Origin of the sequence: Sphingopyxis sp. FD7, assembly GCF_003609835.1 — a bacterium.
Lineage (GTDB): Bacteria > Pseudomonadota > Alphaproteobacteria > Sphingomonadales > Sphingomonadaceae > Sphingopyxis.
Window position 1 is genome coordinate 2,649,355 of record NZ_AP017898.1, and the last position, 22,286, is coordinate 2,671,640.

A 22,286-nucleotide genomic window follows, 5' to 3' on the forward strand; every position below is an offset into this window, starting at 1 on the left:
TTACTGAAACTGATGTTAGTTAGCGGGAGACACCGTTTCCACGGGCAGACCCAATCCGTCAAGCTGCGGTTTCACCACCGCGGCGTCGCCGACGACGACATAGATCAGATCATCGGCGCTGAGCGCCGTCCGCGCCGCGGCGTCGACCGCTGCGGGCGTCATTGCTTCATAGGTCGCGGGCAGCTTTTCATAATAATCGTCGGGGCGATCGAATTTGGCGATCGCGCGCAGCCCGCCGAGCACGTCGTTCGACGTCTCGAAACTGCCGGGCAGTTCGCGCACGCTGCCGTTCACCGTGCGCTGCAACTCCTCGGTCGTGACACCTTTGTCGCCAAGGAACGCCTTGAGGTCGCTTTGCAGCTCCCTGATCGAATCGCCGGTGCGGTCGGCCTGCACCGGCGCAGTCGCGATCCAGCTCACCCGGTCCTTTTCACCCGTTACCTGCGTGCGCACGCCATAGGACCAGCCCTTGGTTTCGCGCAGGTTCATGTTGAAGCGCGAAAGGAAATCGCCGCCGAAAATATCATTGGCGGCGCGCAGCACTTCAAGTTCGTCACCGCCTTTGACGTCGAGCACCTTGCCCGCGACGATCACCGATTGCGGCGCCTTGGGCCGATCGACGAGCAGGATGCGCGGCTGCGGCGCGGGCACCGCAATCTCGAAATGCTTGCTCGGTTTCGGCGTCGTCGGCGCCTTCCAGTCGCCGAACGCCCGATCGAGCTGTTTCGTCACTTCGGCGAGCGTGGTGTCGCCGACGACGAAGATGCGGGCGTTGTCGGGGCGAATCCACGCCGAATGGAATGCCGCAAGCTGGTCGCGCGTCGCCTCGGCCACGGCCTTTTCCGTGCCCAGGCCCGACGGCGGGATGCCATAGGGATGGTCCGCACCATAGAGGGCGGGTTTCAGCACGCGCTGCGCAATCGCGCGCGGTTCGTTGAGTTCGGCCTTCAGCCGGTTGAGCTGCTGCGCACGCACGCGCTCCAGCTCCTTCGCGTCGAACGCCGGGTTGCGCACATAATCGGCGAGCAGCGCGAGCGACGCGCTGAGATTCGGCTTGAGCGCGAACAGGCCGAGCACCGTTTCGTCGGCATCGGCATAGCCATAGGTCTGCGCGCCGAGCCGCTCCTTGGCTTCGGCAAAGGCAATCGAATCGAGGCTCGTCGTGCCCTCGTCCATCAGGCTGAGCATCAGCGACTGGGTGCCGAGCGCGCTGCGCGGGTCGGCGGCATAGCCGGCATCGAAGCTGACCTGGACATTGACCGTCGGCACCGCGCTGCGCCGCGCGAAGACGACCTCGATGCCATTTTTGAGCTTTGCGCGTTCGATATCGGGAAACTCGAGCGCCTTCAGGCCCGAAACTTCCGGGAACTTCGAGCGGTCGGCAATCGAGCTTGCGCCGTCAAACCCGCTGTCGGGACCGACATCGCCCAGCGCGGGGTTCCAGTATCGGTCGGGCTGGACCGGGGCCGCATCCTTCGCCGCGACGACGGCGCCGCCGCGATTCTCGCCGCCCTCGGTGCGCTCGCCGGGTGTGTAGGTCAAGGAAAAGGCCGGGCGCGACAGCCATTTGCGCGCGGCGTCGCGCACCTGTTCGGGTGTCGCCCTGGCCAGCCGGTCGAGCTCGACCTTGTAATAGGCGGGATCGTTTGAATAGAGCGCGCCTTCGGCGAGCGTCACCGCCTTGCCGCCGAAACCGCCAACCGATTCGAGCTGCGAGATCGCGCCGCCCAGATAGCTGGCCGTGGCGCGCTGCAATTCGTCAGCGGTCGGCCCGCTCGCAAGGAAGGCAGCGATTTCCTCGTCGAGCCTTTTGGCGACATGCGCCGGATCGACCCCCGGCTTGACGTCGGCCTGGACGAGAATGATGCCCGCATCCTCGAACGGCGAGGCGCCCGCCGAGACGCTGACCGCAATCGGATCCTTGCGCACCAGCGCATTGTCGAGACGCGACGACGACAGCCCGCCAAGCACCGTCATCGCCATCTGGAGCGGCACCGCCTCGGCATCGTTCAGCCCCGGCATCGTCCACATGCGATAGAGGCGCGTGGTCGGGATCATGTCCTTGACCTCTTTCGCGAGCGGAGCCGGAAGCGTCGGCACCGAGACCGCGGGAGCCTTGACGTCGGGACCGCGCGGAATGTCGCCGAACCATTTTTCGACCTTGGCTTTCGCGGTCGCCACGTCGATGTCGCCTGCCAGCACCAGCACCGCGTTGTTCGGGCCATAATTGTCGGTGAACCACTTTTTCACATCATCGAGGCTCGCCGCATCGAGGTCGGCCATCGAGCCGATCGTGCTGTGGTGATAGGGGTGCCCCTTGGGAAAGAGATTCTCGAAAATCTCGTAGCGCAGCAGGCCATAGGGATTGTTATCGCCCTGCCTTTTCTCATTCTGGACGACGCCGCGCTGGTTATCGAGCTTTTCCTGCGTCACCGCGCCGAGCAGATGCCCCATGCGGTCGCTTTCGAGGAACAGCGCCAGGTCGAGCGCGCCGGTCGGCACCGTTTCAAAATAATTGGTGCGGTCGAGGAAGGTCGTGCCGTTGAAATCGGTCGCGCCGACCTGCCGCAGCGGTTCAAAGAAATCGTCGGGGGCATTTTCGGACCCGTTGAACATCAGATGCTCGAACAGATGCGCAAAGCCCGTCTTGCCCTTGGGTTCGTGCTTTGACCCGACCCGATACCAGACCGACACCGCAACGACCGGCGCCTTGCGATCCTCGTGCACGATCACGCGCAGCCCATTGTCGAGCGTGAAAGCCTCATACGGGATGTCGACCGCCTTGACGAGTTCGGCGGTCGGCGCCGGCGCGGCGGCCTTCGCCAACACGGGCGCGGCGGCGACGAGCGACGTCGACAAGGCCAAGGCGACAGCGAAACGGTGAAAACGGGCCATGAAAATCCCCTGGGTCAAGGCGCAGGCGATCGCCTGCCGGAAACCGGATGCCGGACGGCACTGTATCAATGGTCTAGGACAGCGCCGCGCGGCTTTCAAGGGCGATAGAATCGCGCCCCGCTGGCCCTCAGCGTCGCCGGGTCGAACATCACGGGCTTCAGCCGGTGGCGCACGAACAGCGGCGCCTGATCATTGTAATGCGGGCTGTCGGGTCGCGTCGTCGCCGCCCCGAAGGGCTGGATCGACTCGGACCGCACGCGGCCGTCACGGTCCCACGTCACGAACAGGATGAAGCTGTCGCCGTGGCGCACCTTCAGCCGCCCGTCGGGCTCCTCGTCCCACAGGGTCGAGGCGCGCACCGTATCGTTGCCGCCGTCGAGCGGCAGGTCGATGCGGTTCGGCCCCTCGCCGTGGCGGAGGCGGAGCAAAGTGCCTAGCCTGGGATCGAGCCTGCCGAAATGCTCCTGCAAATGCGCGACGGTTTCGCTCAGCACCTGGCGCGGGTCGGGCGGTTCACGGCGCTGATAATGCCGCCCGTTCGCCGGGCGCAGCACCATCAGCGCGAGCGCGTCGCCCTTGCCTTTTCCGTCGAGATTCCAGTCCCATTTGCGCAATAGCGCCTGCGCCTGGGCGAGCGCCGGGTCGCGCCCGGTGTCGAGCGCGAGCAGCCGGTCGATCCACGCCTTTGCATATCCCGTTCGCGCATAGGCCGTGTCATATTTGATCGCCTTCAGCCGCGCTTCGTCGATCCGGCCCGACGCCTCGAACAGCTCGATCAGCCGCACCGCGCGGTTGGTCATATCGTCCTCGATGCCGAGCAAGGGCGAAAAGGCCGCCGCGTCGAGTTCGTCGCCCGGCCCCGCCGCGACCCATGGCGTGTTGTTCGCGTTCATCACATAGCCCGAACGCGGATTGACGAGCGCGGGCACGCGGTCGAACGGCAATGTCCGGGTCCACAGCGCCGCCGAGGTGTCGCCGGGCAGCACGCCGCGCCAGTCGAACCCCGCGGGCCGGTCGGGGAACATGGCGTTATAGAAGAGGCCGATATTGCCCCTGGCATCGGCGTAGACAAAATTGGTCGCGGGAACGCCCTGCCCCGCCATCGCCGCACGCCATTCGGCAAAGGACTTCGCCTTGTTCAACCGGTAATATTGGGTGACCATCGCCGCCTGATCCTGCCCCGCATAGCGGATCGCAAAGGCGCCCTCGTCATTCTTCACGACCGGCCCGTGCACCGAACGATAGATGGTGCGCGGCACGGGCAGGACGAAGGGACCGACCTTGATTTTCAGCCAGATGCGCTTTTCCTCGAGCGCGCGCCATTGGCCGTCGAAGCGGTATTTCCCGCCATTTTCGTCGAGCACGAGCCTGTAGACGTCGATCAGGTCGGGCCGGTTCACCGTGTTGGTCCAGCCGAGATATTGATTGTGGCCGAGGAAGGGATAGGGCGAGCCGGGGAAGGTCGCCCCGGCGAAATCCCACCCTTCTTCCGAATGGACGACCAGCTCGTACCAGGCAACGCCGCCGGTCCACGGCTGGTGCGAATTGGAGACGAGCCGCGTTGCGCCGTCGGTGGAGCGCGCGGGGGCGACCGCCATGCCGTTCGATCCATTGTCGGCCGGGTCACGGCCGACGGGCGTCAAACGATCGGCCGGGTCACGGCCGACCGGCGTCAAACGATCGGCCGGGTCACGGCCGACGGGCGTCAGCGCGCGCGGGACGAGCTTGCCGGTGGCATCGAGCGCGGGGCCGCCTTCGCGCCCGATCGGTTTGCCCTCGACGAGCGATCCCAGCACCGAATCGAGCCCGAAGAAAAAGGGCGAGCGGAGGACAAAGCCCGCGACGACATCCTCGCCCGTCACCGGGAACAGCCCCGACAAGCGCACCTCGTCGGGGTGCTTCTCGGCATAATGGTTGAGCCCCGCGGCATAGGCGGTGAACAGCGCGCGCACGTCGGCGGGCAGGCGCGGCCAGTCGCGCTTCGCGGTCGCGCGCACGCCGAGCAGCGCCGCGGCATAATCGACCTTCGCGCCTTCCTGTCCCAGCATCGCCCCGGCGCGGCCGCGCGTCATCGCCAGCACTTCCTGCAGGGTCGAAAAATCATCCTCGGCATGGGCGTAGGCGACGCCATAGGCGACGTCGGCGTCGGTCTTGCCGAAGATGTGCGGAACGCCGAAGCTGTCGCGCGCGATGCGCACGTCGGTCGGCTTGAAGGCGGGCGCCGCAGGCGCTTCTGCCGTCAACGGTTCCCAGATGGCCAGCGAGGCGGCGATCAACGCCAACAGCAACAGAAATCCCAGAAAAATCCGGCGCAGCATCGCTGGTCCTCTTCGCTTCGGCTCCCGCGCATCTGTGGCGACCATGTCGTTGGATGGCAAGCCGCTGTCGTTCGTCGAGCCGGATTTGCCGACGAGCGGGACGCGGTTATGCAGGAGACAGGCCATAAAATCGGGGAAAATCACATCATGCGCATGAAATCACTGCTTCTTTCCGCCTGTCTGTCGCTCGCCGTCGCGCCCGGCGCGATGGCGCAGGGCGTCATGGGATCGGGGGTGGTCCCGGCGAGCGCGGCGAACAGCGCCGAACGCGCGATCGGCTTCGCTTCGCGCGCGCCCGCGGGCGCCGCGCTCGTCATCGTGACGACCGACGCCGCGCTGCCGCCGCTCGATGGCGTCGCGCTCTCCGCGCCCGAGCGGCAGGCGGTCGAGGCCGCGATCGCCGCCGCCAGCTTCGACGGCAAGGCGGGATCGACGCTGTCGCTGCGCGGCATCGGCGCGCACCCGCGCATCCTGCTTGTCGGCGCAGGGGCGGTGCCCTCGTCGCTCGCGCTCGCCGAAGCGGGCGGCAAGGCGGCGCAGGAGCTGAAGGGCGAGGCGCATCCCGTCGCGATCGCCGGCGCCTTTGGCGACACCTCCGCCGCCGAAGTCGCTTATGGCTTCGCGCTCGGCCAATATCGCTTCGACCGCTACAAGACCGTCGACCGCAAGGCCCCGCCCGCCGCGCCCGTCACGCTCGTCGGCGCCAATTCCTCGGCCGCCGAAGCCGCCTTTGCGGCGCGCTGGCAGCCGCTCGTCGACGGCGTGCGCCTGTCGCGCGACCTCGCCAACGAGCCCGCGAACGTCATCTATCCCGAAAGCTTCGTCGCGCGGGTGCGCGAGGCCTTTGCGGGCGTTCCCGGCGTCAGCATCGAGGTGCTTGACGAAGCGGCGATGCGGCGGCTCGGCATGGGCACGCTCGTCGGCGTGGGCCAGGGCAGCCCGCGCGGGTCGCGGCTGCTCGCGGTGCGTTATCGCGGCGTCGGCGCCCCCGCCGCGCCAATGGCCTTCGTCGGCAAGGGCATCACTTTCGATTCGGGCGGCATTTCGCTGAAACCCGGCACGGGCATGTGGAACATGAAGGGTGACATGTCGGGCGCCGCATCGGTCGTCGGCGCGGCGCTGTCGCTCGCGAAGTCGCGCGCGCCGGTGCACGTCGTCGCGGTCGCCGCGCTCGCCGAGAATATGCCCGACGGCAATGCCCAGCGGCCCGGCGACGTTGTGCGCACGCTGTCGGGCAAGACGATCGAGATGCTCAACAGCGACGCCGAGGGTCGCCTCGTCCTCGCCGACGCCAATGAATATGTCGCGCGCGAATACAAACCCCGCGCGATCGTCAATATCGCGACGCTCACCGGTGCGATCGTCGGCGCGCTCGACGACCAATATGCGGGTCTCTTCGCGCGCGACGAAAAGCTCGCCGCCGCACTGCTCGCCGCGGGCGCCGCCAGCGGCGAAGAGCTGTGGCGGATGCCGCTGCACGAGGATTATGCCGACAAGCTCAAATCCGACATCGCCGACATCCGCAACATCGCATCGGGCCAGGGGCCGGGCGCGAGCATCGGCGCGCATTTCATCGGCTTCTTCGTCGATGAGGACATGCCGTGGGCGCATCTCGACATCGCGGGCGTCAACCGCAGCGAATCGGCGAGCCCGCTCGTCCCCAAGGGGATGACCGGCTTCGGCGTTCGCCTGCTCGACCAGCTGGCGCGCAGCGGGGAGTAGGCCTGGTCGTCGGGAAAGGCCCAGCCGCTGTTACGACAGGGACTGGGCCTTTCAGTCGCTCGGGATCGGCGTGGGGAGCGCGGCGAACAGACGGTTCATGCGCTGCACGAGTTCGCTGGAAAGCCCCTTTCGATAGCGCCGCGCCTGAATGGCGAAATGGTGGAGCAAGACCAGCAACAGCGTCACGCCTTCGATCGCATAGGGATAGGTGAACAGGTCAGTCATTTCGCTCGCCCTCCATCGCTGGACAGTTCCTTTGCGACCTCGGCTATCTGACGCAATATCTCGATTTCGCGCGAGGCGTGGTTGCTGTCGGCAACCGATCTCCAACCAATATAGGCAGCCCCGACCATCGGGATCAGAAGCACTGGCGATGCCGCGATGGAAAAAGCTCCGACCAGGGCCGATCCGAAAACGCCGACACTCAGGCCGATGCCGCCGATCCGGAACATGTCGCGCGAGTTTATCCGTTTTGCGCCTAGACTCTCCGCGCGCCGTTGCAATTTGCGCAGCGCGTCCTGGACCTGCCCTATCTGTTCCGGGTCATTGACGCCTCGCAGCGCGACGCGAACATTCTGCCGAAACTTATAGGAATCGATCTTGTCGCGAATATCTTCCAGCTCCTCTGGCGTCGCCTCGCCGTTCAACGCTTCGGTGAATTGCGCGATGAGGCTGAGAAGGTCTTCGCTCATGTCGCCTTTATCGCTACATCACCCTGCGAAGTAAAGCATCGCCCGCCCTTGTGTTGCCAAAAAGCAACACTATCTTCGCCGTCGAGAAAGGGGCTTATCCTTTATGAACCTCGAAAAATTCACCGACCGCGCCAAGGGCTTTTTGCAGGCGGCGCAGACGATCGCGATCCGCATGAATCACCAGCGGATCGCGCCCGAACATATCGCCAAGGCGCTGCTCGACGACAATCAGGGCATGGCGGCGGGGCTGATCGCGGGCAGCGGCGGCGATACCGCGCGCGCCGTGCAGGGCATCGACGCGCTGCTCGCCAAGATTCCCGCCGTGTCGGGATCGGGCGCGCAGGCGACGCCGGGGCTCGACAATGACGCCGTGCGCCTGCTCGACCAGGCCGAACAGGTCGCCGCCAAGGCCGGCAGCGAATATGTCGCCGTCCAGAATATCCTGCTCGCGATGGTGCTGGCGCCCGGCACGCCGGTGGGCAAGGTCTTTGCCGACGCGGGCGTCGCGCCCGAGGCGCTCAATGCCGCGATCGCCAAGCTGACCGGCGGGCGCACCGCCGACACCGCCTCGGCCGAGGATCGCTACGATGCGCTCCAGAAATTCGCGCGCGACCTTACCCAGGTCGCGCGCGAGGGCAGGCTCGACCCCGTGATCGGCCGCGATGAGGAAATTCGCCGCACCGTGCAGATCCTCGCGCGCCGCACCAAGAACAACCCCGTGCTCATCGGCGAACCCGGCGTCGGCAAGACCGCGATCGCCGAGGGCCTTGCGCTGCGCATCGTCAATGGCGACGTGCCCGACAGTCTGAAGGACCGCCGCCTGCTCGCGCTGGACATGGGCGCGCTGATCGCGGGCGCCAAATATCGCGGCGAGTTCGAGGAGCGCCTCAAGGGCGTGCTCGACGATGTGAAAGCCGCCGAGGGCGAAATCATCCTTTTCATCGACGAGATGCACACGCTGGTCGGCGCGGGCAAATCCGAAGGCGCGATGGACGCCTCGAACCTTTTGAAGCCGGCGCTCGCGCGCGGTGAACTGCACTGCATCGGTGCAACCACGCTCGACGAATATCGCAAGCATGTCGAAAAAGACCCCGCGCTTCAGCGGCGCTTCCAGCCCGTTTTCGTCGGCGAGCCGACGGTCGAGGATTCGATCTCGATCCTGCGCGGGATCAAGGAGAAGTACGAGCTGCACCACGGCGTGCGCATCACCGATGGCGCGATCGTCGCCGCGGCGACGCTGTCGAACCGCTATATTTCCGACCGCTTCCTGCCCGACAAGGCGATCGACCTGATGGACGAGGCCGCGAGCCGCATCCGCATGGAGGTCGAATCGAAACCCGAGGAAATCGAGAACCTCGACCGCCGCATCATCCAGATGAAGATCGAGGAAGCCGCGCTCGGCAAGGAGAGCGACGCGGCATCGAAGGATCGGCTCGCCGCGCTCCAGGCCGAGCTCGCCAACCTCGAACAGCAGTCCGCCGAACTCACGCAGAAATGGCAGGCCGAAAAGGACAAGATCCACGCCGAGGCCAGGATCAAGGAAGAACTCGACGCGGCGCGCTCGGCGCTCGAACAGGCGCAGCGCGCGGGCGACCTCGGACGCGCGGGCGAGCTGAGCTATGGCACGATCCCCGCGCTCGAAAAGAGGCTCGCCGAGGCCGAGGCCATATCGGGCAATGCGATGCTGCGCGAGGAAGTCACCGCCGACGACATCGCCGCCGTGGTGAGCCGCTGGACCGGCATCCCCGTCGACCGGATGATGGAGGGCGAGCGCGAAAAATTGCTCGGCATGGAAGAGGCGCTGGGCAGGCGCGTCATCGGCCAGGACGAAGCGGTGCGCGCCGTCTCAACCGCGGTGCGCCGCGCACGCGCGGGGCTGCAAGACCCCAATCGTCCGCTCGGCAGCTTCCTCTTTCTCGGCCCCACGGGCGTCGGCAAGACGGAGCTTACCAAGGCGCTGGCGCGTTTCCTGTTCGACGACGACAATGCGATGGTGCGCATCGACATGTCCGAATATATGGAAAAGCACAGCGTCGCGCGGCTCGTCGGCGCGCCGCCGGGCTATGTCGGCTATGAAGAGGGCGGGACGCTCACCGAAGCGGTGCGCCGCCGCCCCTATCAGGTCGTCCTCTTCGACGAGGTCGAAAAGGCGCATGGCGACGTGTTCAACATCTTGCTTCAGGTGCTCGACGACGGGCGCCTGACCGACGGGCAGGGGCGAACGGTCGATTTCACCAACACGCTCATCATCCTGACCTCGAACCTCGGCAGCCAGGCGATCGCCGCGCTTCCCGACGACGCGCCGGTCGAACAGGCCGAGCCCGCGGTCATGGAGGTGGTGCGCGCGCATTTCCGGCCCGAGTTCCTGAACCGGCTCGACGAGATCGTGCTGTTCCACCGCCTGGGGCAGCAGCATATGGGCGGGATCGTCGACATTCAGGTCGCGCGCGTGCAGAAACTGCTCGCCGACCGCAAGGTGACGCTCGATCTCACCGACGCCGCGCGCGCGTGGCTCGGCCGCGTCGGTTACGATCCGGTCTATGGCGCGCGGCCGCTGAAGCGCGCGGTGCAGAAATATCTGCAAGACCCGCTCGCCGACCTGATCCTGAAGGGCGAGGTCAAGGACGGATCGACGGTGCGGGTCGATGAGGGCGACGGCGGGCTGGCGCTGACCGCGGCCTGAAGCGGCGTCAGCCGCCGTCTTCGATGATCGTCAGTTGCTGCTGTTGACGGGTGCGCGCGTCATCGCCTCGGCGGTGTCGCGCGCATTCTGGTTGCCCTGCGCCCACGCCTGTTTCCACTGCTCGTTCGTCCGGCACACGCGGGCCTTTTTGACCCACGAGCCGATCTCCTCGATCTTGCGGCACTTGATATAATGGGGATGGGTCATCGCCAGCCCGTCATTATAGGCCTTGATCTCGGCATTGGTCATCTCCGACGGCGCCCGCGCCGGGGGTGCCCGGTCGGCGTTCGCTTCGGCCGCGGGTGCGGCGGCGAACAGCATAATGGCGACGAAGTTCATCATCGGAATATCCCTTCCCTGCTCGATCCCGGGTGGCGGATCAGTTCGAGTTACCCGCCTTGCTCGTCATCGCCTCGGCGGTGTCGCGCGCGTTCTGATTGCCTTTTGCGCTGACTTCCTTCCACTGTTCGTTGGTGTGGCAAACGCGGTTCTTCTTTACCAGCGATCCGATCTCGAGCGTCTTGCGGCATTTGATATAGGCGGGATCGGTGGGGGTCAGCCCCTCGTTATGCGCCTTGATCTCGGTGGGCGTCATCGCCGATGGCGCCTTGGCAAGCGCGGCCTGATCGGCGGCAAGGGCGGCGGAAGCCGACAGCAGGCCGACCGTGGCGAAAAAAGCAGCTGTAGTTCGGGTCATGCGATATCTCCTGTCGCGGCTATTTCCGCAGGATCATGCTCGCTATCTTATTGGCGATGCGTTCTTTCGCAAGGCCGAATCGATCTTCGCAAGCGCCTGGGGCCGATCGACATTCGGAAGCTGGCGAGTCGAAAAGGGTGGTTTTCCGCGATCCGGAGCGCAGCGTGCTTTTTGCACGCGAGCAGCGGAAGCGCACAAGGCCGCCATTTGCAGACCGCCAGAGCCGAAGGTCGATTGGTCCTAGCGCGGCACCGCATAACCCGACGCATCGGCCGACGCGAAATAGCGCAGCAGCAGTTCGCGTTCGCCCGCGGTCATGTGCGGATTCCATACGTCGAAAATCAGAACCGCACGCAGCTCGTCGCTGTCGTTCCATGCTTCATGTTCGATCGTATCGTCAAAGGCAAAGGCGACACCCTCCTGCCACTCGCGCGTCTCTCCCCCTACCCGAAAGCCGCAACCCGGCGGCACGATCAGCGGCAGATGCACGATCGCGCGCGTGTTCGTGACGCCGGTGTGCGGCGGAATGCGCGTGTGCGGTTTCAGCATCGAGAAGAAGGCGCTCGGCGCCCGGCCTGGAATGCTTGCACCCGGAACGGCGGCGAGCGCCGCCGCCGTCGCCGGGCAGCGATCGAGCACCGGCTGGTTGGGTTCGCCATATTCCCACAGAAAGCAGGCGCCCCAGTCGAGCCGGTTGTCGAGCGGCGACCAGATCGTATCCGGCGCCCCCGCCTCCATCCGCACATAGGGCCGGAGCGCGTCGCCCGGATCGGCAAGCAACGCCCGTAGTTCGGCCCGAATCGCGTCGGTTTGCGCCTCGATCTCGGCGAACCAGGGAAAATGGCCCCGATCGAAAAACTCGTCGGCGGGCAGGAAGGGATAATAGACCCCGGCGCATTCGTTGCGATAGATGCGACGGCGTCCAAGCGCGCTCGCGACAAATGCTTCACCGCGCCGCGCCTCGGTTTCGGTCAGGTCGCCGCGCATGTCTTCAAACGCCGCCGATGCGGCGGCGAACATCGCGCCCGTCGCCCGGGTGACGAAATCCTCTCCATGCGCAAGCAGCGGCGCGAGCGGCGGCGGCACCGGATCGAGCTGTGCGCCAAGGGCGACGGCGGCGCTCCACGCGGCCAGCGCCGGCCCCATCTCGCCGCGCGCTTCATGTCGTTCGCCCTTGCGTATCCATGCGATCAGATCGCGACGATCGATCGCCAGCGCTGCATCAAGCGCAGCGAGTTCCCCCGCATCGTCGCCGAGCGCACGCCACGCCGACGCCAGATTGCGCTGCAACGCGCCCGAATGCGGGTCGGCGGCGATGGCGGCGGCAAAATGCTGCGCGGCCGCTGCATGATCCCCGGCCTGCAAGGCTGCAATGCCTCGACGGTTCGCTTCGACGGCAGGGACGGGAGGAGTTGCGCTGGCCATACCCATGCTTGCCATCGGCCGGATCGATCGGCAAGGTCGATCAATGCCCGCCGCGCCATCCGTGTCCGCCGTAATCGACGACGCCGCATGGCTCGCGCATCGCTATGATCCCGACCACGACGCCTTTCACTTCCGCCGCGTCGCACGGACCGTGCGCGCGGCAACCCCCTTTCTCACCGATCAACATCTGGGCGAAGAAACTTCGCCGCTGGTGCTGCGCCGTTCCGATTGCGCCGCCGTGGCGCCGGACCAGCGGGCACCGGTCCATTTTCTGTTCCATTCGGCCTATTGCGCCTCGACAATGCTTGCGCATGCGCTCGATCAGCCGGGCGTTGCGACGGCGCTTTCCGAACCGGTCCTGCTCAATGACATGATCGGGTGGCGGCGACGTGGCGCCGATCCGCGGATGCACGGCCGCGTCATGGACGATGCGCTCGCCATGCTCGGGCGCGGTTTCGCGAGCGGCGAGGCGGTGGTCGTCAAACCGTCGAACATCTTCAACCCGCTCGCGCGCGGCGCGCTGACGCTGCGACCGCAGGCGCGCGCGATCCTGCTTCACGCGCCGCTGCGCGCTTTCCTGCTCTCGGTGGCGCGCAAGGGACTTTGGTGTCGTCTGTGGTGCCGCGAGCTTCTCGAAAATTATCTCGCCGACGGGTTCGTCCGACTGGCCTTCGAGCCGCGAGACTATTTTCGCCAATCCGACCTGCAAGTCGCGGCGGTCGGCTGGCTCGCGCAGCAACAGGCCTTCGCCACGCTGCTGGGCTGGGCGCCCGAACGAATCGCATCGCTCGACAGCGAGACGTTGACGCAGGATCCGGCTGCGGCGGTCGCGGCGGCGATGGATCATCTGCGCCTCGCGTGCGATCGCGCTGCGATCGCCGGTCATCCGGCGCTGGCACGCAACAGCAAATCGGGCGCGGCATTCGCTCCGGGCGAACGGCAGCGCGATCTCGCGGCGGCCGAGGCAGCCTATGGCGAGGAGATTTCGCAGGTCGTCGGCTGGGCCGAAGCCGTCGCCGCACAGGCGGGGATTCCGCTGACGCTGCCCGGAGCACTGGCGATACGCTGACACGCCCCGAAAGGCCGTTGCAGCCGATGGCCGCGATTGTTGGAAGGACGTGCAGAACAGACTTCGCGCCGAGTCCGCAAAGCGCGCCGACAGTCGGGACATTGTTCACACGAAGACGTGGAAATGACGAGGATGGAGCGGCAGAGCCGCTCATTACGCCGACTGTGGTCGCCGGATTATCCGATGGTCAGCCGGATTATCCGATGGTCAATCGTCCCGCGAACGCCTTACTCTCCGCATCTCCGCACGAGCCCCATTCATCGCCTCTGCGCGCTCTGCGGCCCTCTGCGCGAGTTTCATCCTGTCTCACGGGGCTCCACCCCAGCGCGGCATCGACCCGCCTCGCCGTCCGCATAGAAACTCGCCGTCCGCATAGAAAAAGGGGCGGACATTGCTGTCCGCCCCCAATTCTTGCCGAAGCTTGAGTTCGACTAGAACTTCAGCTTCGCCGACACCGCGTAGCGGCGGCCCAGCGCGTCGTAGGTCGACGGATAGGTGTTGCCGCTGTTGTAGGTGGTCGAACCGATCGTGTTGCCAAGCAGCGGCGGCTTGTTGTCGAGCAGGTTCTGCACCGTCGCGGTGAACACCAGATTCTCGCTGACGTTGAAACGCGCCGTCAGGTCGAAATAGTGCTGCGCCTTGACCGAGCGGAACTGCGGATCGACGACGCAGCCGTTCGGATCGGTCCCCGTCGGATCCGGGCAACCGGTGGTCGGGCTCGTGCCGGCAGCAACCGCCGCGGCGATGTCGTCGGCCAGCTGCTGAGGTTCGAAATCGACCCGGTCGATCCAGCGCCACAGCAGCGACAGGTCAACCTTGTCGAAGCCCAGCGTGAAGCGGTTCGAGAACTGGAACTCCGGCTGGATCGAGCCGGTGAACGAGCAGTTCACGCTGTAATAGCCGACGCATTCGCGGTTGAGCGAATCCGGGCTGGCGACATTGGCGTTGAACTTCGAGCTGTTCGTCCAGTTGCCGACGAACGACCAGTCGAGGCTGGCGAAGCCAAGGTCGGTGCTGTAGTTCATCAACAGGTCGATACCGTCGGTGAACAGGCGGCCCTGGTTGTTCGTCAGGCCAAGCAGGCCCGGCGTGATCGACGGGTCGCCGTCGAGACCGCCGGTGATCGGGTCGCGGCGGATCGACGTACAGGCGGGGTCGCTTGCGCTCGCCGCCGTGATATTGTCGAAACAGGCGGCGATGATGTCGCCCGGCAGCGGGGTGCCCAACACGTCGTTGATCTTGATGTTGTAATAGTCGATCGACATGTTGAAGCGCGGCAGGAAGTCCGGCTGCCAGACCAGACCAATCGTCCAGGTGTCCGCCTTTTCGGGCTGCAGGTTCAGGTTACCGCCGACCGTGATATTGGCCTGCGCCGCGGTCGGGTTGGTGATCGAACCGATGGTTCCGACTGGAGCGCCCTGCGCGATACAGACCGCGCGCAGGTTGGCGTCACCCGTCGGCGCCGCTCCGGCGCAGGGGTCGATGCCGAGGTTGGTGAGGCCAACCGTCTGCGGAGTGAACAGCTCGCCGATGTTCGGCGCGCGAACCGCGCGGCTGTAGTTACCGCGGAACTTGACACCCGCGCCCGGTTCCCAGCTGCCGCCGGCTTTCCAGGTCCAGGTGTCATAGCCACCGGCGCCGCGGATGCTGTAATCCGAATAGCGCACACCGGCTTCGAGGGTCAGGCTTTCAAAGAAAGGCTTGTCCTCGATCAGCGGCGCGACGATTTCGGCATAGGCTTCATAGACGTCATAGGCGCCGTCGATGTCCGGAGCCGCACCGCCGGCGCCGCCGAGTTCGCCCGGCGTCTTGGCGAGCAGGTCCGACGCCTGCTGCGCGGTATATTTGCGATATTCGCCGCCCAGCGCGAAGCCGATCGGCTGAACCGCGCCCGGCGAGGCGAAGCCGAGGTCGCCCGAGACGATCGCACGAACCTGCGCCAGCGAGGTGCGGTTGGTCGTCGTGCTGTTTTCCGACAGATAATCGGCCATTTCGGGCGTGATCGAGCCTTCGGGGCCGAACAGATTGACCGGAACGCACGCGGCATTGCCGCTCTGACAGGTCACACCGTCGTTTGAAAGCGAGGCTTCGCGGAACCGCGACTGCAGCGTATAGTTCTGAATCGTCTGGATATTTTCCGACTCACCATAAGCGCCTTCGATGCTCCAGTCGATCGAGTCGGTGATGCCGCCGCGGGCGCCGACGCGATAGTCGAAGAAGGTCGTCTGATAGTCGCTGATACGCGGACCGACTTCGGGCGTACGACGGTTCAGCGTGACGGCAGGATTGCGGTTGTAGCCTTCACCGGCCGAGATCACGCCGTCGTTGTTGACGTCGAACGCGACGAAACCGCCCTGTCCAATCTCACGATAGTTCGGATCCGAGCGCCCCGTCGCGGTCGCCGCCGCGGCGCACTCAGCCGGCGTGAAGCGTGGCGTGTAAATGTCCGGACGCGGATTGACGTCGAATGCACAGAACTGGTCGCGCAGCGTCGCCGGCAGGAAGGGGTTGTTCAGGTTGATCGGCACCGTGCCGCCGAACGAACCCGAGGGGGCGATGATCGTCGAAACGGTGTTCTTCGAGAACATGCCGCGCGTATAGACTTCAACCGAGTCCGACACTTCATAATTGGCCTGAGCGTAGATGTTGAAGCGCTCGAACGGCGTCTGGAAGATGTTGAACGGGTTGAAGTTATAGGTCGCGAAAGTACCGACGCCCGCACCCGCCGCATTGACCTGGCGCAGACCGCCGTTGGTGGCGCCACCGGGGTTCGCGACGTAGATGGGGTTGCCGTTTGCGTCATAGTTGCCCGTGAAGATCGATTCGGGCAGCGTGTTCGGCGTACCAGCCGCGGTCAGCGGACGGGTGCCGGCGAAACGCGACGGAACCGAGGTGCCCGAACCGATGAAGCTGTTCGAATAGCTGTCGAGCGTGTTCTCCGAGAAGGGACGCGCGCCTTGATAGACGGGGTCGGCCTGCTGGTAACCGATGCTCAGCACCGCGTTGCCGCGACCGTCGTCGAAGTTCGCGCCGATCGTGGCGTCGACGCGGAAGATATGGCCATCGCCGCGTTCGGTGATCTGGTTCGACGCAGTGACTTCCAGGCCCGCGAAGTCGCGCTTGGTGACGAAGTTGACAACGCCGGTGATCGCGTCGGCGCCATAGGTGGTCACCGCCGCGCCGGTCAGCGCATCGACGCGCTCGATCAGCGCGAGCGGGATGTTGTTGAGGTCGACGCGGCCGTTGACGTCCGACGGCGCAACGCGGTTGCCGTTCAGCAGCACGATGTTGCGGATCGAACCGAGACCGCGAAGGTCGACGTACGACGCACCGCCGTTACCGTTGTTGACCGCCGAACCGATGTTGGCGACGACACCCGGCAGTTCGCGCAGAACCTCTTCGGCGACGTTCGACTGCTTCAGCTCGATCGTGTCGGCGGTCGTGACGTTGACCGGCGTCGACTGTTCGAGGTTCGGGTTGCGGATCAGCGTGCCGGTGACAACGATTTCGCTGCTGCCGGTAGCGCCTTCCTCGGCGTCCTGCGCATAGGCAGGAGCCGAAACCAGGGCGACGCTCAGCACGAGCGGCGCAGCACCCAGTTTCAGCTTGGAATAGTGGGTTTTCTTCACAGTGCAGTCCCTTGCTACTGGTGGATTGAACTACCCGGACCCTGTTGCGGCGGACCAAAGCCGACGCGTGCAGATGCCCCGATAGGGTGCGGGATGACCCCTCGTTCAGTTCGAGTAAAGGAAATTTGCCCAGCTAACCGCGGTTTCGCGGCGCATTGTGACGTATTTGCAACATCCGCCGAAAGCCGCGACACACAAGATGCCACGCGGCCGTATTTCGCGACATATTGTTTCAATGGTTACGATTTCACGGCGCGGTCGCCGCGATCGGGGGTCAATCGCCGATCGGTCCCGCGAGCTTGCCGGGGTCGAGCCGCTTGCCCCGCCACGTCAGCCCCCAGTGCATGTGCGGCCCCGTCGCGCGCCCGGTGCGGCCGACGGTGCCCAGCCTTTGCCCCTGCACGACACGATCGCCGACCTTCACGTCGAGCCGCTGGCAATGGAGGAAGGCGCTCGACAGCCCCATGCCGTGATCGACGATCAGCAGATGGCCCTCCAGCGTGAAGGGCGTCTCGGCGGCGAGCGTGACCACCCCGTCGGCCGGCGCGACGAAGGGCGTTCCCGCGGGGACCGCGATGTCGGTGCCGCTGTGATAGGCGCCCGCCTTGCCCCGATAGATGCGCTGCGCCCCGAAAAAGCCCGACAATCGCCCCGTCACCGGCCAGCGGAACGCCTGCCGCCAGCCGTCCGATTCGACCGCCTTCGCACGCGCCGCCGCGATCGCCGCCAGTTCGGCGGGGCGGCGGCGCGCGAAATCGGCGTCGCTCGTTGCGCCGCCGCGCCAGGGCGCATCCACATGCTCGATTCGCCAGCGTCCCGCGGCGACCGCGATCGGCCGCACGATACGCTGCCCGTCGGCAAAGGTCGCGACCAGCTCGGCCTCGGTCCCCGCATCGCGATCGAAGCCGAGCAGGAAAGCCCCGTCGCGCGCCACCGGGACCGGCGCGCCGTCCAAGGTCAGGCTGCGCACGCCGGGCGACGCGCGCCCGGTGATGACGGCGCCCTGTTCGGCGGCGCCCGTCAGGACGAGATCATGGCGCACCCGCTGGGGCGGCGGCGGTGCGGGAACGGGCGGCGCAGCGGGCGGCGGCGCGGGACGGCTTTCGCGCTCCGCCACGGGAACGCAGGCTGCCGTCGCCAACAGCGCGACGACCGCACCGCGGCGCCAGTGCGTCCACAAGCTCATTCCGTGCGCGCGGCGTCCAGTTCCGCCTGCACCGATATCGCCGCGCTCGCATAGGCTTCCTGCCGCGCCACCGACCAGTAGCGAAGCTCGTCGAGCCCGATCGGCACGCCGGTCACCGCGCACAGCACATGGTCGCCGGGCGCCAGCACGCGAAAGCCGTTCGGCCCATAGTGGAGGCGGGCAAGGCGGTTACGGCTGGCGATCAACATGGCGCATATATCCGGTGAGCGGGGGAGGGTTGGCGGCGACTATAGCAGGATCGCCCGCGCGAGCCACCCCTGCGCGCTCAGAACAGCTCGCCCTGCCCCGCTTTCGGCGCAGACGGCGATGCCTTGCGCGCCGGGCGCGGTCCAGACGATGGCGCCGGATCACCCCCCTCCCCGACCGTCACGGGCAGCTCGCCGTCGGCGAACTGGAGCCGCAGATGCCCCGCGTCGCGCGCCTTCGCCGCGCTGGTCACGATCGCTCCGCCAGCATCGCGCACCATCGCATAGCCGCGCGACAAGAGTGCGCGCGGGTCGAGCGAGGCGAGCAGGCGCCCCAGCCCGTCGAGCTTCGCGCGGTCGCGGTCCCACGCGCGCGCAAGCAGGGCCGGGCGCAGCGCCGCGCCGCGCGCGCCAAGCCGCTCGCCCAGCATCGCCAGCCGCTGCCTTTGTCCGCGGCCCAGCCGCTCGCCGACATCGTCGAGCCGCTGGCGCTGCGGCGCATAGAGCGCGTCGCGCCGCGGCAGGTGCCGCGCGAGCGCCGTCAGCCGCTCGCCCCGCAAAGCCTGCTGCCGGTTCGCGGCGCCGATCATCCGCCCGCCCCACGTCGCCAGCTGCGCTTGCAGTTCGGCGCGCACCGGCACCGCCATCTCGGCGGCGGCGGTCGGCGTCGGCGCGCGCATATCGGCGGCATAGTCGGCGAGCGTCACGTCGGTTTCATGCCCCACCGCGCTGATCGTCGGGATGCGGCAATCGGCGATCGCGCGCACGACGACCTCCTCGTTGAACGCCCACAGATCCTCGATCGACCCGCCGCCGCGCGCGACGATCACCAGGTCGGGGCGGGCTACCTTCCCGCCGGGCGCGAGCGCGTCGAAACCGCGAATCGCCGCCGCGACCTGCGCCGCGGCGCCTTCGCCCTGCACGAGCACCGGCCAGACGATCACATGGCTGGGGCAGCGGTCGGCGAGGCGGTGGAGAATGTCGCGGATCACCGCGCCGGTGGGGGAGGTCACGACGCCGATCGTGCGCGGCAGATAGGGAAGCGGCTGCTTTCTGTCGCGATCGAACAGCCCCTCGCCGCCCAGCCGCGCCTTCAATTTCTCGAAGAGCAGCATCAGCGCGCCTTCGCCCGCGACCTCCATGCTTTCGACGACGAGCTGATATTTGGAGCGCCCCGGATAGGTGGTGAGCTTACCCGTAGCGATCACCTCGATTCCGTCCTCGGGCCGGAAGGCGAGCCGCGCCGCCTGCCCCTTCCACATCACCATGTCGATGAGGGCATTGTCGTCTTTCAGCGCCGCATAAAAATGCCCCGATGCCGCGCGCTTCGCCCCCGACAGCTCGCCGCGCACGCGCACGCGCGCGAAACCGTCCTCGACGGTGCGCTTGATTGCCGCCGACAATTGGCTGACGGACAGCGGCGGCACATTGTCGCCGGGCGCCGCCTCGGCTAACAGCCGCGCGTCGGTGCCGTCGCCGGGCGCCTCATCGGGAAAAGGAACTGCCATGAATATCCTGCTCATCGGGTCGGGGGGCCGCGAACATGCGTTGAGCTGGCAACTGGCACAATCGCCAAGCTGCGCCAAGCTCTATGCCGCGCCGGGCAACCCGGGAATCGAACTCCACGCCGAATGCGTGCCGATCGCCGCCGACGATCTCGATGGCCTGATCGTCTTCGTGCGCGCGCACGCGATCGACTTCGTCGTCGTCGGTCCCGAAGCGCCGCTCGTCGCGGGCCTTGCCGACCGGCTGCGCGCCATCGGCGTGTCGGTCTTCGGTCCCTCGGCCGCCGCGGCGCGACTCGAAGGGTCAAAGGGCTTTACCAAGGATCTGTGTGCGCGCGCGGGCATCCCCACCGCCGTCTATGTCCGCTGCACCGGCGCCGACGAAGCGCTTGCCGCCCTCGACCGCTTTGCGATTCCCGTGGTCATCAAGGCCGACGGCCTCGCCGCGGGCAAGGGTGTCGTCATCGCCGAAACGCGCGCCGACGCCGAGGCGGCGATCGCCGACATGTTCGCCGGCGCCTTCGGCGGCGCGGGCGCTGAGGTGGTGATCGAGGAATATATGACCGGCGAGGAGGCGAGCTTCTTCGCGCTCTCCGACGGCCAGGACGTGATCGCCTTTGGCAGCGCGCAGGACCACAAGCGCGTCGGCGACGGCGATACCGGCCCGAACACCGGCGGCATGGGCGCCTACAGCCCCGCCCCCGTGCTCACCCCCGATCTCGAAGCCGCGGTGATGGACCGCATCATCCGCCCGACGGTGGGGACGCTCGCCGCCGACGGCACGCCCTATGTCGGCGTCCTCTTTGCCGGGCTGATGCTCACCGCCGACGGGCCGAAGCTCATCGAATATAATTGCCGTTTCGGCGATCCCGAATGCCAGGTGCTGATGATGCGCTTCCGCGGCGATCTTGCCGCGCTGCTCCACGCCGCCGCGACGGGCGCGCTCGCCGCGGCCGAACCGCCCGCCTTTTTGCACGACTATGCGCTCACCGTCGTGATGGCGGCCAAAGGCTATCCGGGCGCCCCCGAAAAAGGCGGCGCGATACGCCGCATCGCCGATGCCGAGGCGGGGGGCGTGCGCGTCTTCCACGCCGGCACCGCGCGCGAGGATCGCACGCTCGTCGCCGCGGGCGGGCGCGTGCTGAATGTCACCGCGACGGGAAAAAGCGTGACCGAGGCGCAGACGCGCGCCTATGCCGCGCTCGACCGGATCGACTTTCCGACCGGCTTCTGCCGCCGCGACATCGGCTGGCGCGAAGTCGCGCGCGAGGCGAAATAATCCGTCTCGTTCCGCCCGGTCGAAACCGGCCAGGACTGGACGCGAGGATCGCGCGCGCATAATCTGGCCCGCAAAACAGGGAGATCGTGATGACCTGGCTTCAGGAAAACTGGATGATTGCGGTCGTCGGCCTCGTCGTGGCCGTCGCGCTGCTCTGGTGGCTGTTCGGCCGCGCCAGGCCTGCCGAGGTCGCGCCGCCGACCATCGAACCGGCCAAGCCCGCCAAGCCGCTCGAACCGGCAAAGCCCGACATCATCGCCGCCGAACCCGCGCGCTTCAAGCCGATCGAGCCCAAACCGGCACCCGTCGCGCCCGCGCCGCCGCCAGCGCCCGGACCCGCCGCCACGCCGCCCCCGGCCCCTGTGGCCGAGGCGCCGACCAAGCCCGCCGCCAAGCCCAAACCGGCGGCAAAGAAGACGGCAACCAAAGCCCCGGCCGCGAAAGCCACGGTGAAAAAGGCCGCGGCCAAACCGCCAGCCGACGCCGCGGCAATTCCCGCCGAGCCGACCGTCCCGCCGCCGCCTGCACCTGCGCCAACGGTCGCCAAGGCCGACAATCTACAACTGCTGAAGGGCGTCGGCCCCAAGCTCGTCGTCCTGCTGAACGGCCTCGGCGTTACGCGTTTTCAGCAGATCGCGGAGTGGACCGACGCCGACATCGCGCGCATCGACGCGCAGCTCGGCGCCTTCCAGGGCCGCATCGCGCGCGACAATCTCGTCGACCAGGCCAGCTATCTCGCGCGCGGCGACAAGGCCGGGTTCGAGGCGAAATATGGCGCGCTGGGAGGCGAGCTTTAAGGGCAGGTTTCGACCGGTAGTTGCCCTCAACTTTATCGTCATCCCGGCGAAGGCCGGGATCTCACCCTATCGGTTTGCCGCACCGGCGAGATCCCGGCCTGCGCCGGGATGACGGATAAGGGAAAGGCAGGAATCCACCCCAAAACCGCCGCCTCAAAAAAGCCTTTCCTACACAGCTCCGCT

Annotated in this window: 16 protein-coding genes; 5 read left to right on the forward strand and 11 right to left on the reverse strand. The window is 66.7% G+C overall.

The features are described 5' to 3' along the window. Nucleotides 1–15: 15 nt before the first annotated feature. Together SPYCA_RS12615 and SPYCA_RS12620 are read right to left on the reverse strand one after the other, a co-directional pair. Nucleotides 16–2,895, reverse strand: a complete 2,880-nt coding sequence (locus tag SPYCA_RS12615; RefSeq protein ID WP_120220912.1) for a M16 family metallopeptidase — start codon at nucleotides 2,893–2,895, stop codon at nucleotides 16–18. 95 nt (nucleotides 2,896–2,990) lie between these two features. Continuing rightward, a complete protein-coding gene (locus tag SPYCA_RS12620; RefSeq protein WP_172595064.1) occupies nucleotides 2,991–5,213 on the reverse strand; it encodes an acylase in 2,223 nt (740 codons plus the stop codon). Nucleotides 5,214–5,366: 153 nt separating this feature from the next. On the opposite strand from SPYCA_RS12620, the gene SPYCA_RS12625 reads away from it, so the two are divergent. Beyond that, nucleotides 5,367–6,935 (forward strand): leucyl aminopeptidase, encoded by a 1,569-nt coding sequence (locus tag SPYCA_RS12625; protein WP_120220913.1) that lies wholly within the window; start codon nucleotides 5,367–5,369, stop codon nucleotides 6,933–6,935. Nucleotides 6,936–6,986: 51 nt separating this feature from the next. On the opposite strand, the gene SPYCA_RS19285 is transcribed toward SPYCA_RS12625, so the two are convergent. After that, a complete protein-coding gene (locus SPYCA_RS19285; protein WP_172595065.1) occupies nucleotides 6,987–7,160 on the reverse strand; it encodes a hypothetical protein in 174 nt (57 codons plus the stop codon). Continuing rightward, on the reverse strand, nucleotides 7,157–7,627 hold the full coding sequence (locus SPYCA_RS12630; RefSeq protein ID WP_120220915.1) for a hypothetical protein: 471 nt from the start codon (nucleotides 7,625–7,627) through the stop codon (nucleotides 7,157–7,159). Before SPYCA_RS12630 ends, SPYCA_RS19285 begins: the two co-directional genes overlap by 4 nt. A 103-nt stretch (nucleotides 7,628–7,730) precedes the next feature. On the opposite strand from SPYCA_RS12630, the gene clpB reads away from it, so the two are divergent. Continuing rightward, on the forward strand, nucleotides 7,731–10,310 hold the full coding sequence (gene clpB, locus SPYCA_RS12635; RefSeq protein ID WP_120220917.1) for an ATP-dependent chaperone ClpB: 2,580 nt from the start codon (nucleotides 7,731–7,733) through the stop codon (nucleotides 10,308–10,310). 30 nt (nucleotides 10,311–10,340) lie between these two features. Here clpB and SPYCA_RS12640 read toward each other — a convergent pair whose 3' ends face one another. The 3 genes from SPYCA_RS12640 to SPYCA_RS12655 all read right to left on the reverse strand — a co-directional run bounded on the left by SPYCA_RS12640 (nucleotide 10,341) and on the right by SPYCA_RS12655 (nucleotide 12,447). After that, a complete protein-coding gene (locus tag SPYCA_RS12640) occupies nucleotides 10,341–10,652 on the reverse strand; it encodes a hypothetical protein (RefSeq protein WP_120220919.1) in 312 nt (103 codons plus the stop codon). A 37-nt stretch (nucleotides 10,653–10,689) separates the two neighbouring features. Further along, nucleotides 10,690–11,007, reverse strand: coding sequence for a hypothetical protein (locus tag SPYCA_RS12645; protein ID WP_120220921.1), 318 nt, complete (start codon nucleotides 11,005–11,007; stop codon nucleotides 10,690–10,692). 240 nt (nucleotides 11,008–11,247) lie between these two features. Continuing rightward, nucleotides 11,248–12,447: an aspartyl/asparaginyl beta-hydroxylase domain-containing protein gene (locus SPYCA_RS12655; RefSeq protein ID WP_120220924.1), complete on the reverse strand. Its 1,200-nt coding sequence runs from the start codon at nucleotides 12,445–12,447 to the stop codon at nucleotides 11,248–11,250. Nucleotides 12,448–12,493: 46 nt separating this feature from the next. Here SPYCA_RS12655 and SPYCA_RS12660 point away from each other — a divergent pair, with 46 nt between their 5' ends. Then, on the forward strand, nucleotides 12,494–13,501 hold the full coding sequence (locus tag SPYCA_RS12660) for a hypothetical protein (RefSeq protein WP_331852500.1): 1,008 nt from the start codon (nucleotides 12,494–12,496) through the stop codon (nucleotides 13,499–13,501). A gap of 431 nt (nucleotides 13,502–13,932) precedes the next feature. On the opposite strand, the gene SPYCA_RS12665 is transcribed toward SPYCA_RS12660, so the two are convergent. From SPYCA_RS12665 to xseA, 4 genes are all read right to left on the reverse strand, one after another. Beyond that, nucleotides 13,933–17,130, reverse strand: a complete 3,198-nt coding sequence (locus tag SPYCA_RS12665; protein ID WP_120220929.1) for a TonB-dependent receptor domain-containing protein — start codon at nucleotides 17,128–17,130, stop codon at nucleotides 13,933–13,935. A 274-nt stretch (nucleotides 17,131–17,404) separates the two neighbouring features. Further along, entirely contained in the window at nucleotides 17,405–18,316 is a 912-nt protein-coding gene (locus tag SPYCA_RS12670; protein WP_120220931.1) for a M23 family metallopeptidase, read from the reverse strand. After that, nucleotides 18,313–18,525, reverse strand: coding sequence for a DUF2093 domain-containing protein (locus tag SPYCA_RS12675; RefSeq protein WP_120220933.1), 213 nt, complete (start codon nucleotides 18,523–18,525; stop codon nucleotides 18,313–18,315). Before SPYCA_RS12675 ends, SPYCA_RS12670 begins: the two co-directional genes overlap by 4 nt. 77 nt (nucleotides 18,526–18,602) lie before the next feature. Further along, nucleotides 18,603–20,030 carry an exodeoxyribonuclease VII large subunit gene (xseA, locus tag SPYCA_RS12680; protein WP_120220935.1) on the reverse strand — a complete coding sequence of 476 codons (1,428 nt, stop codon included), beginning with the start codon at nucleotides 20,028–20,030 and terminating at the stop codon, nucleotides 18,603–18,605. Between xseA and purD the strand changes: the two genes are divergently transcribed. Beyond that, a complete protein-coding gene (gene purD, locus SPYCA_RS12685; protein ID WP_120220936.1) occupies nucleotides 20,029–21,306 on the forward strand; it encodes a phosphoribosylamine--glycine ligase in 1,278 nt (425 codons plus the stop codon). The genes xseA and purD overlap by 2 nt on opposite strands. 89 nt (nucleotides 21,307–21,395) lie before the next feature. Beyond that, nucleotides 21,396–22,103: a hypothetical protein gene (locus tag SPYCA_RS12690; protein WP_120220938.1), complete on the forward strand. Its 708-nt coding sequence runs from the start codon at nucleotides 21,396–21,398 to the stop codon at nucleotides 22,101–22,103. Nucleotides 22,104–22,286: the final 183 nt, after the last annotated feature.

Excerpts from the sequence above, each read along its gene's own strand:
- SPYCA_RS12655 (WP_120220924.1), bottom strand. The coding sequence starts at position 12,447 with ATGGCAAGCATGGGTATGGCCAGCGCAACTCCTCCCGTCCCTGCCGTC.
- SPYCA_RS12620 (WP_172595064.1), bottom strand. The coding sequence starts at position 5,213 with ATGCTGCGCCGGATTTTTCTGGGATTTCTGTTGCTGTTGGCGTTGATC.
- SPYCA_RS12670 (WP_120220931.1), bottom strand. The coding sequence starts at position 18,316 with ATGAGCTTGTGGACGCACTGGCGCCGCGGTGCGGTCGTCGCGCTGTTG.
- SPYCA_RS12640 (WP_120220919.1), bottom strand. The coding sequence starts at position 10,652 with ATGATGAACTTCGTCGCCATTATGCTGTTCGCCGCCGCACCCGCGGCC.
- SPYCA_RS12615 (WP_120220912.1), bottom strand. The coding sequence starts at position 2,895 with ATGGCCCGTTTTCACCGTTTCGCTGTCGCCTTGGCCTTGTCGACGTCG.
- xseA (WP_120220935.1), bottom strand. The coding sequence starts at position 20,030 with ATGGCAGTTCCTTTTCCCGATGAGGCGCCCGGCGACGGCACCGACGCG.
- SPYCA_RS12645 (WP_120220921.1), bottom strand. The coding sequence starts at position 11,007 with ATGACCCGAACTACAGCTGCTTTTTTCGCCACGGTCGGCCTGCTGTCG.
- SPYCA_RS12625 (WP_120220913.1), top strand. The coding sequence starts at position 5,367 with ATGAAATCACTGCTTCTTTCCGCCTGTCTGTCGCTCGCCGTCGCGCCC.
- SPYCA_RS19285 (WP_172595065.1), bottom strand. The coding sequence starts at position 7,160 with ATGACTGACCTGTTCACCTATCCCTATGCGATCGAAGGCGTGACGCTG.
- clpB (WP_120220917.1), top strand. The coding sequence starts at position 7,731 with ATGAACCTCGAAAAATTCACCGACCGCGCCAAGGGCTTTTTGCAGGCG.
- SPYCA_RS12675 (WP_120220933.1), bottom strand. The coding sequence starts at position 18,525 with ATGTTGATCGCCAGCCGTAACCGCCTTGCCCGCCTCCACTATGGGCCG.
- SPYCA_RS12690 (WP_120220938.1), top strand. The coding sequence starts at position 21,396 with ATGACCTGGCTTCAGGAAAACTGGATGATTGCGGTCGTCGGCCTCGTC.
- SPYCA_RS12630 (WP_120220915.1), bottom strand. The coding sequence starts at position 7,627 with ATGAGCGAAGACCTTCTCAGCCTCATCGCGCAATTCACCGAAGCGTTG.
- purD (WP_120220936.1), top strand. The coding sequence starts at position 20,029 with ATGAATATCCTGCTCATCGGGTCGGGGGGCCGCGAACATGCGTTGAGC.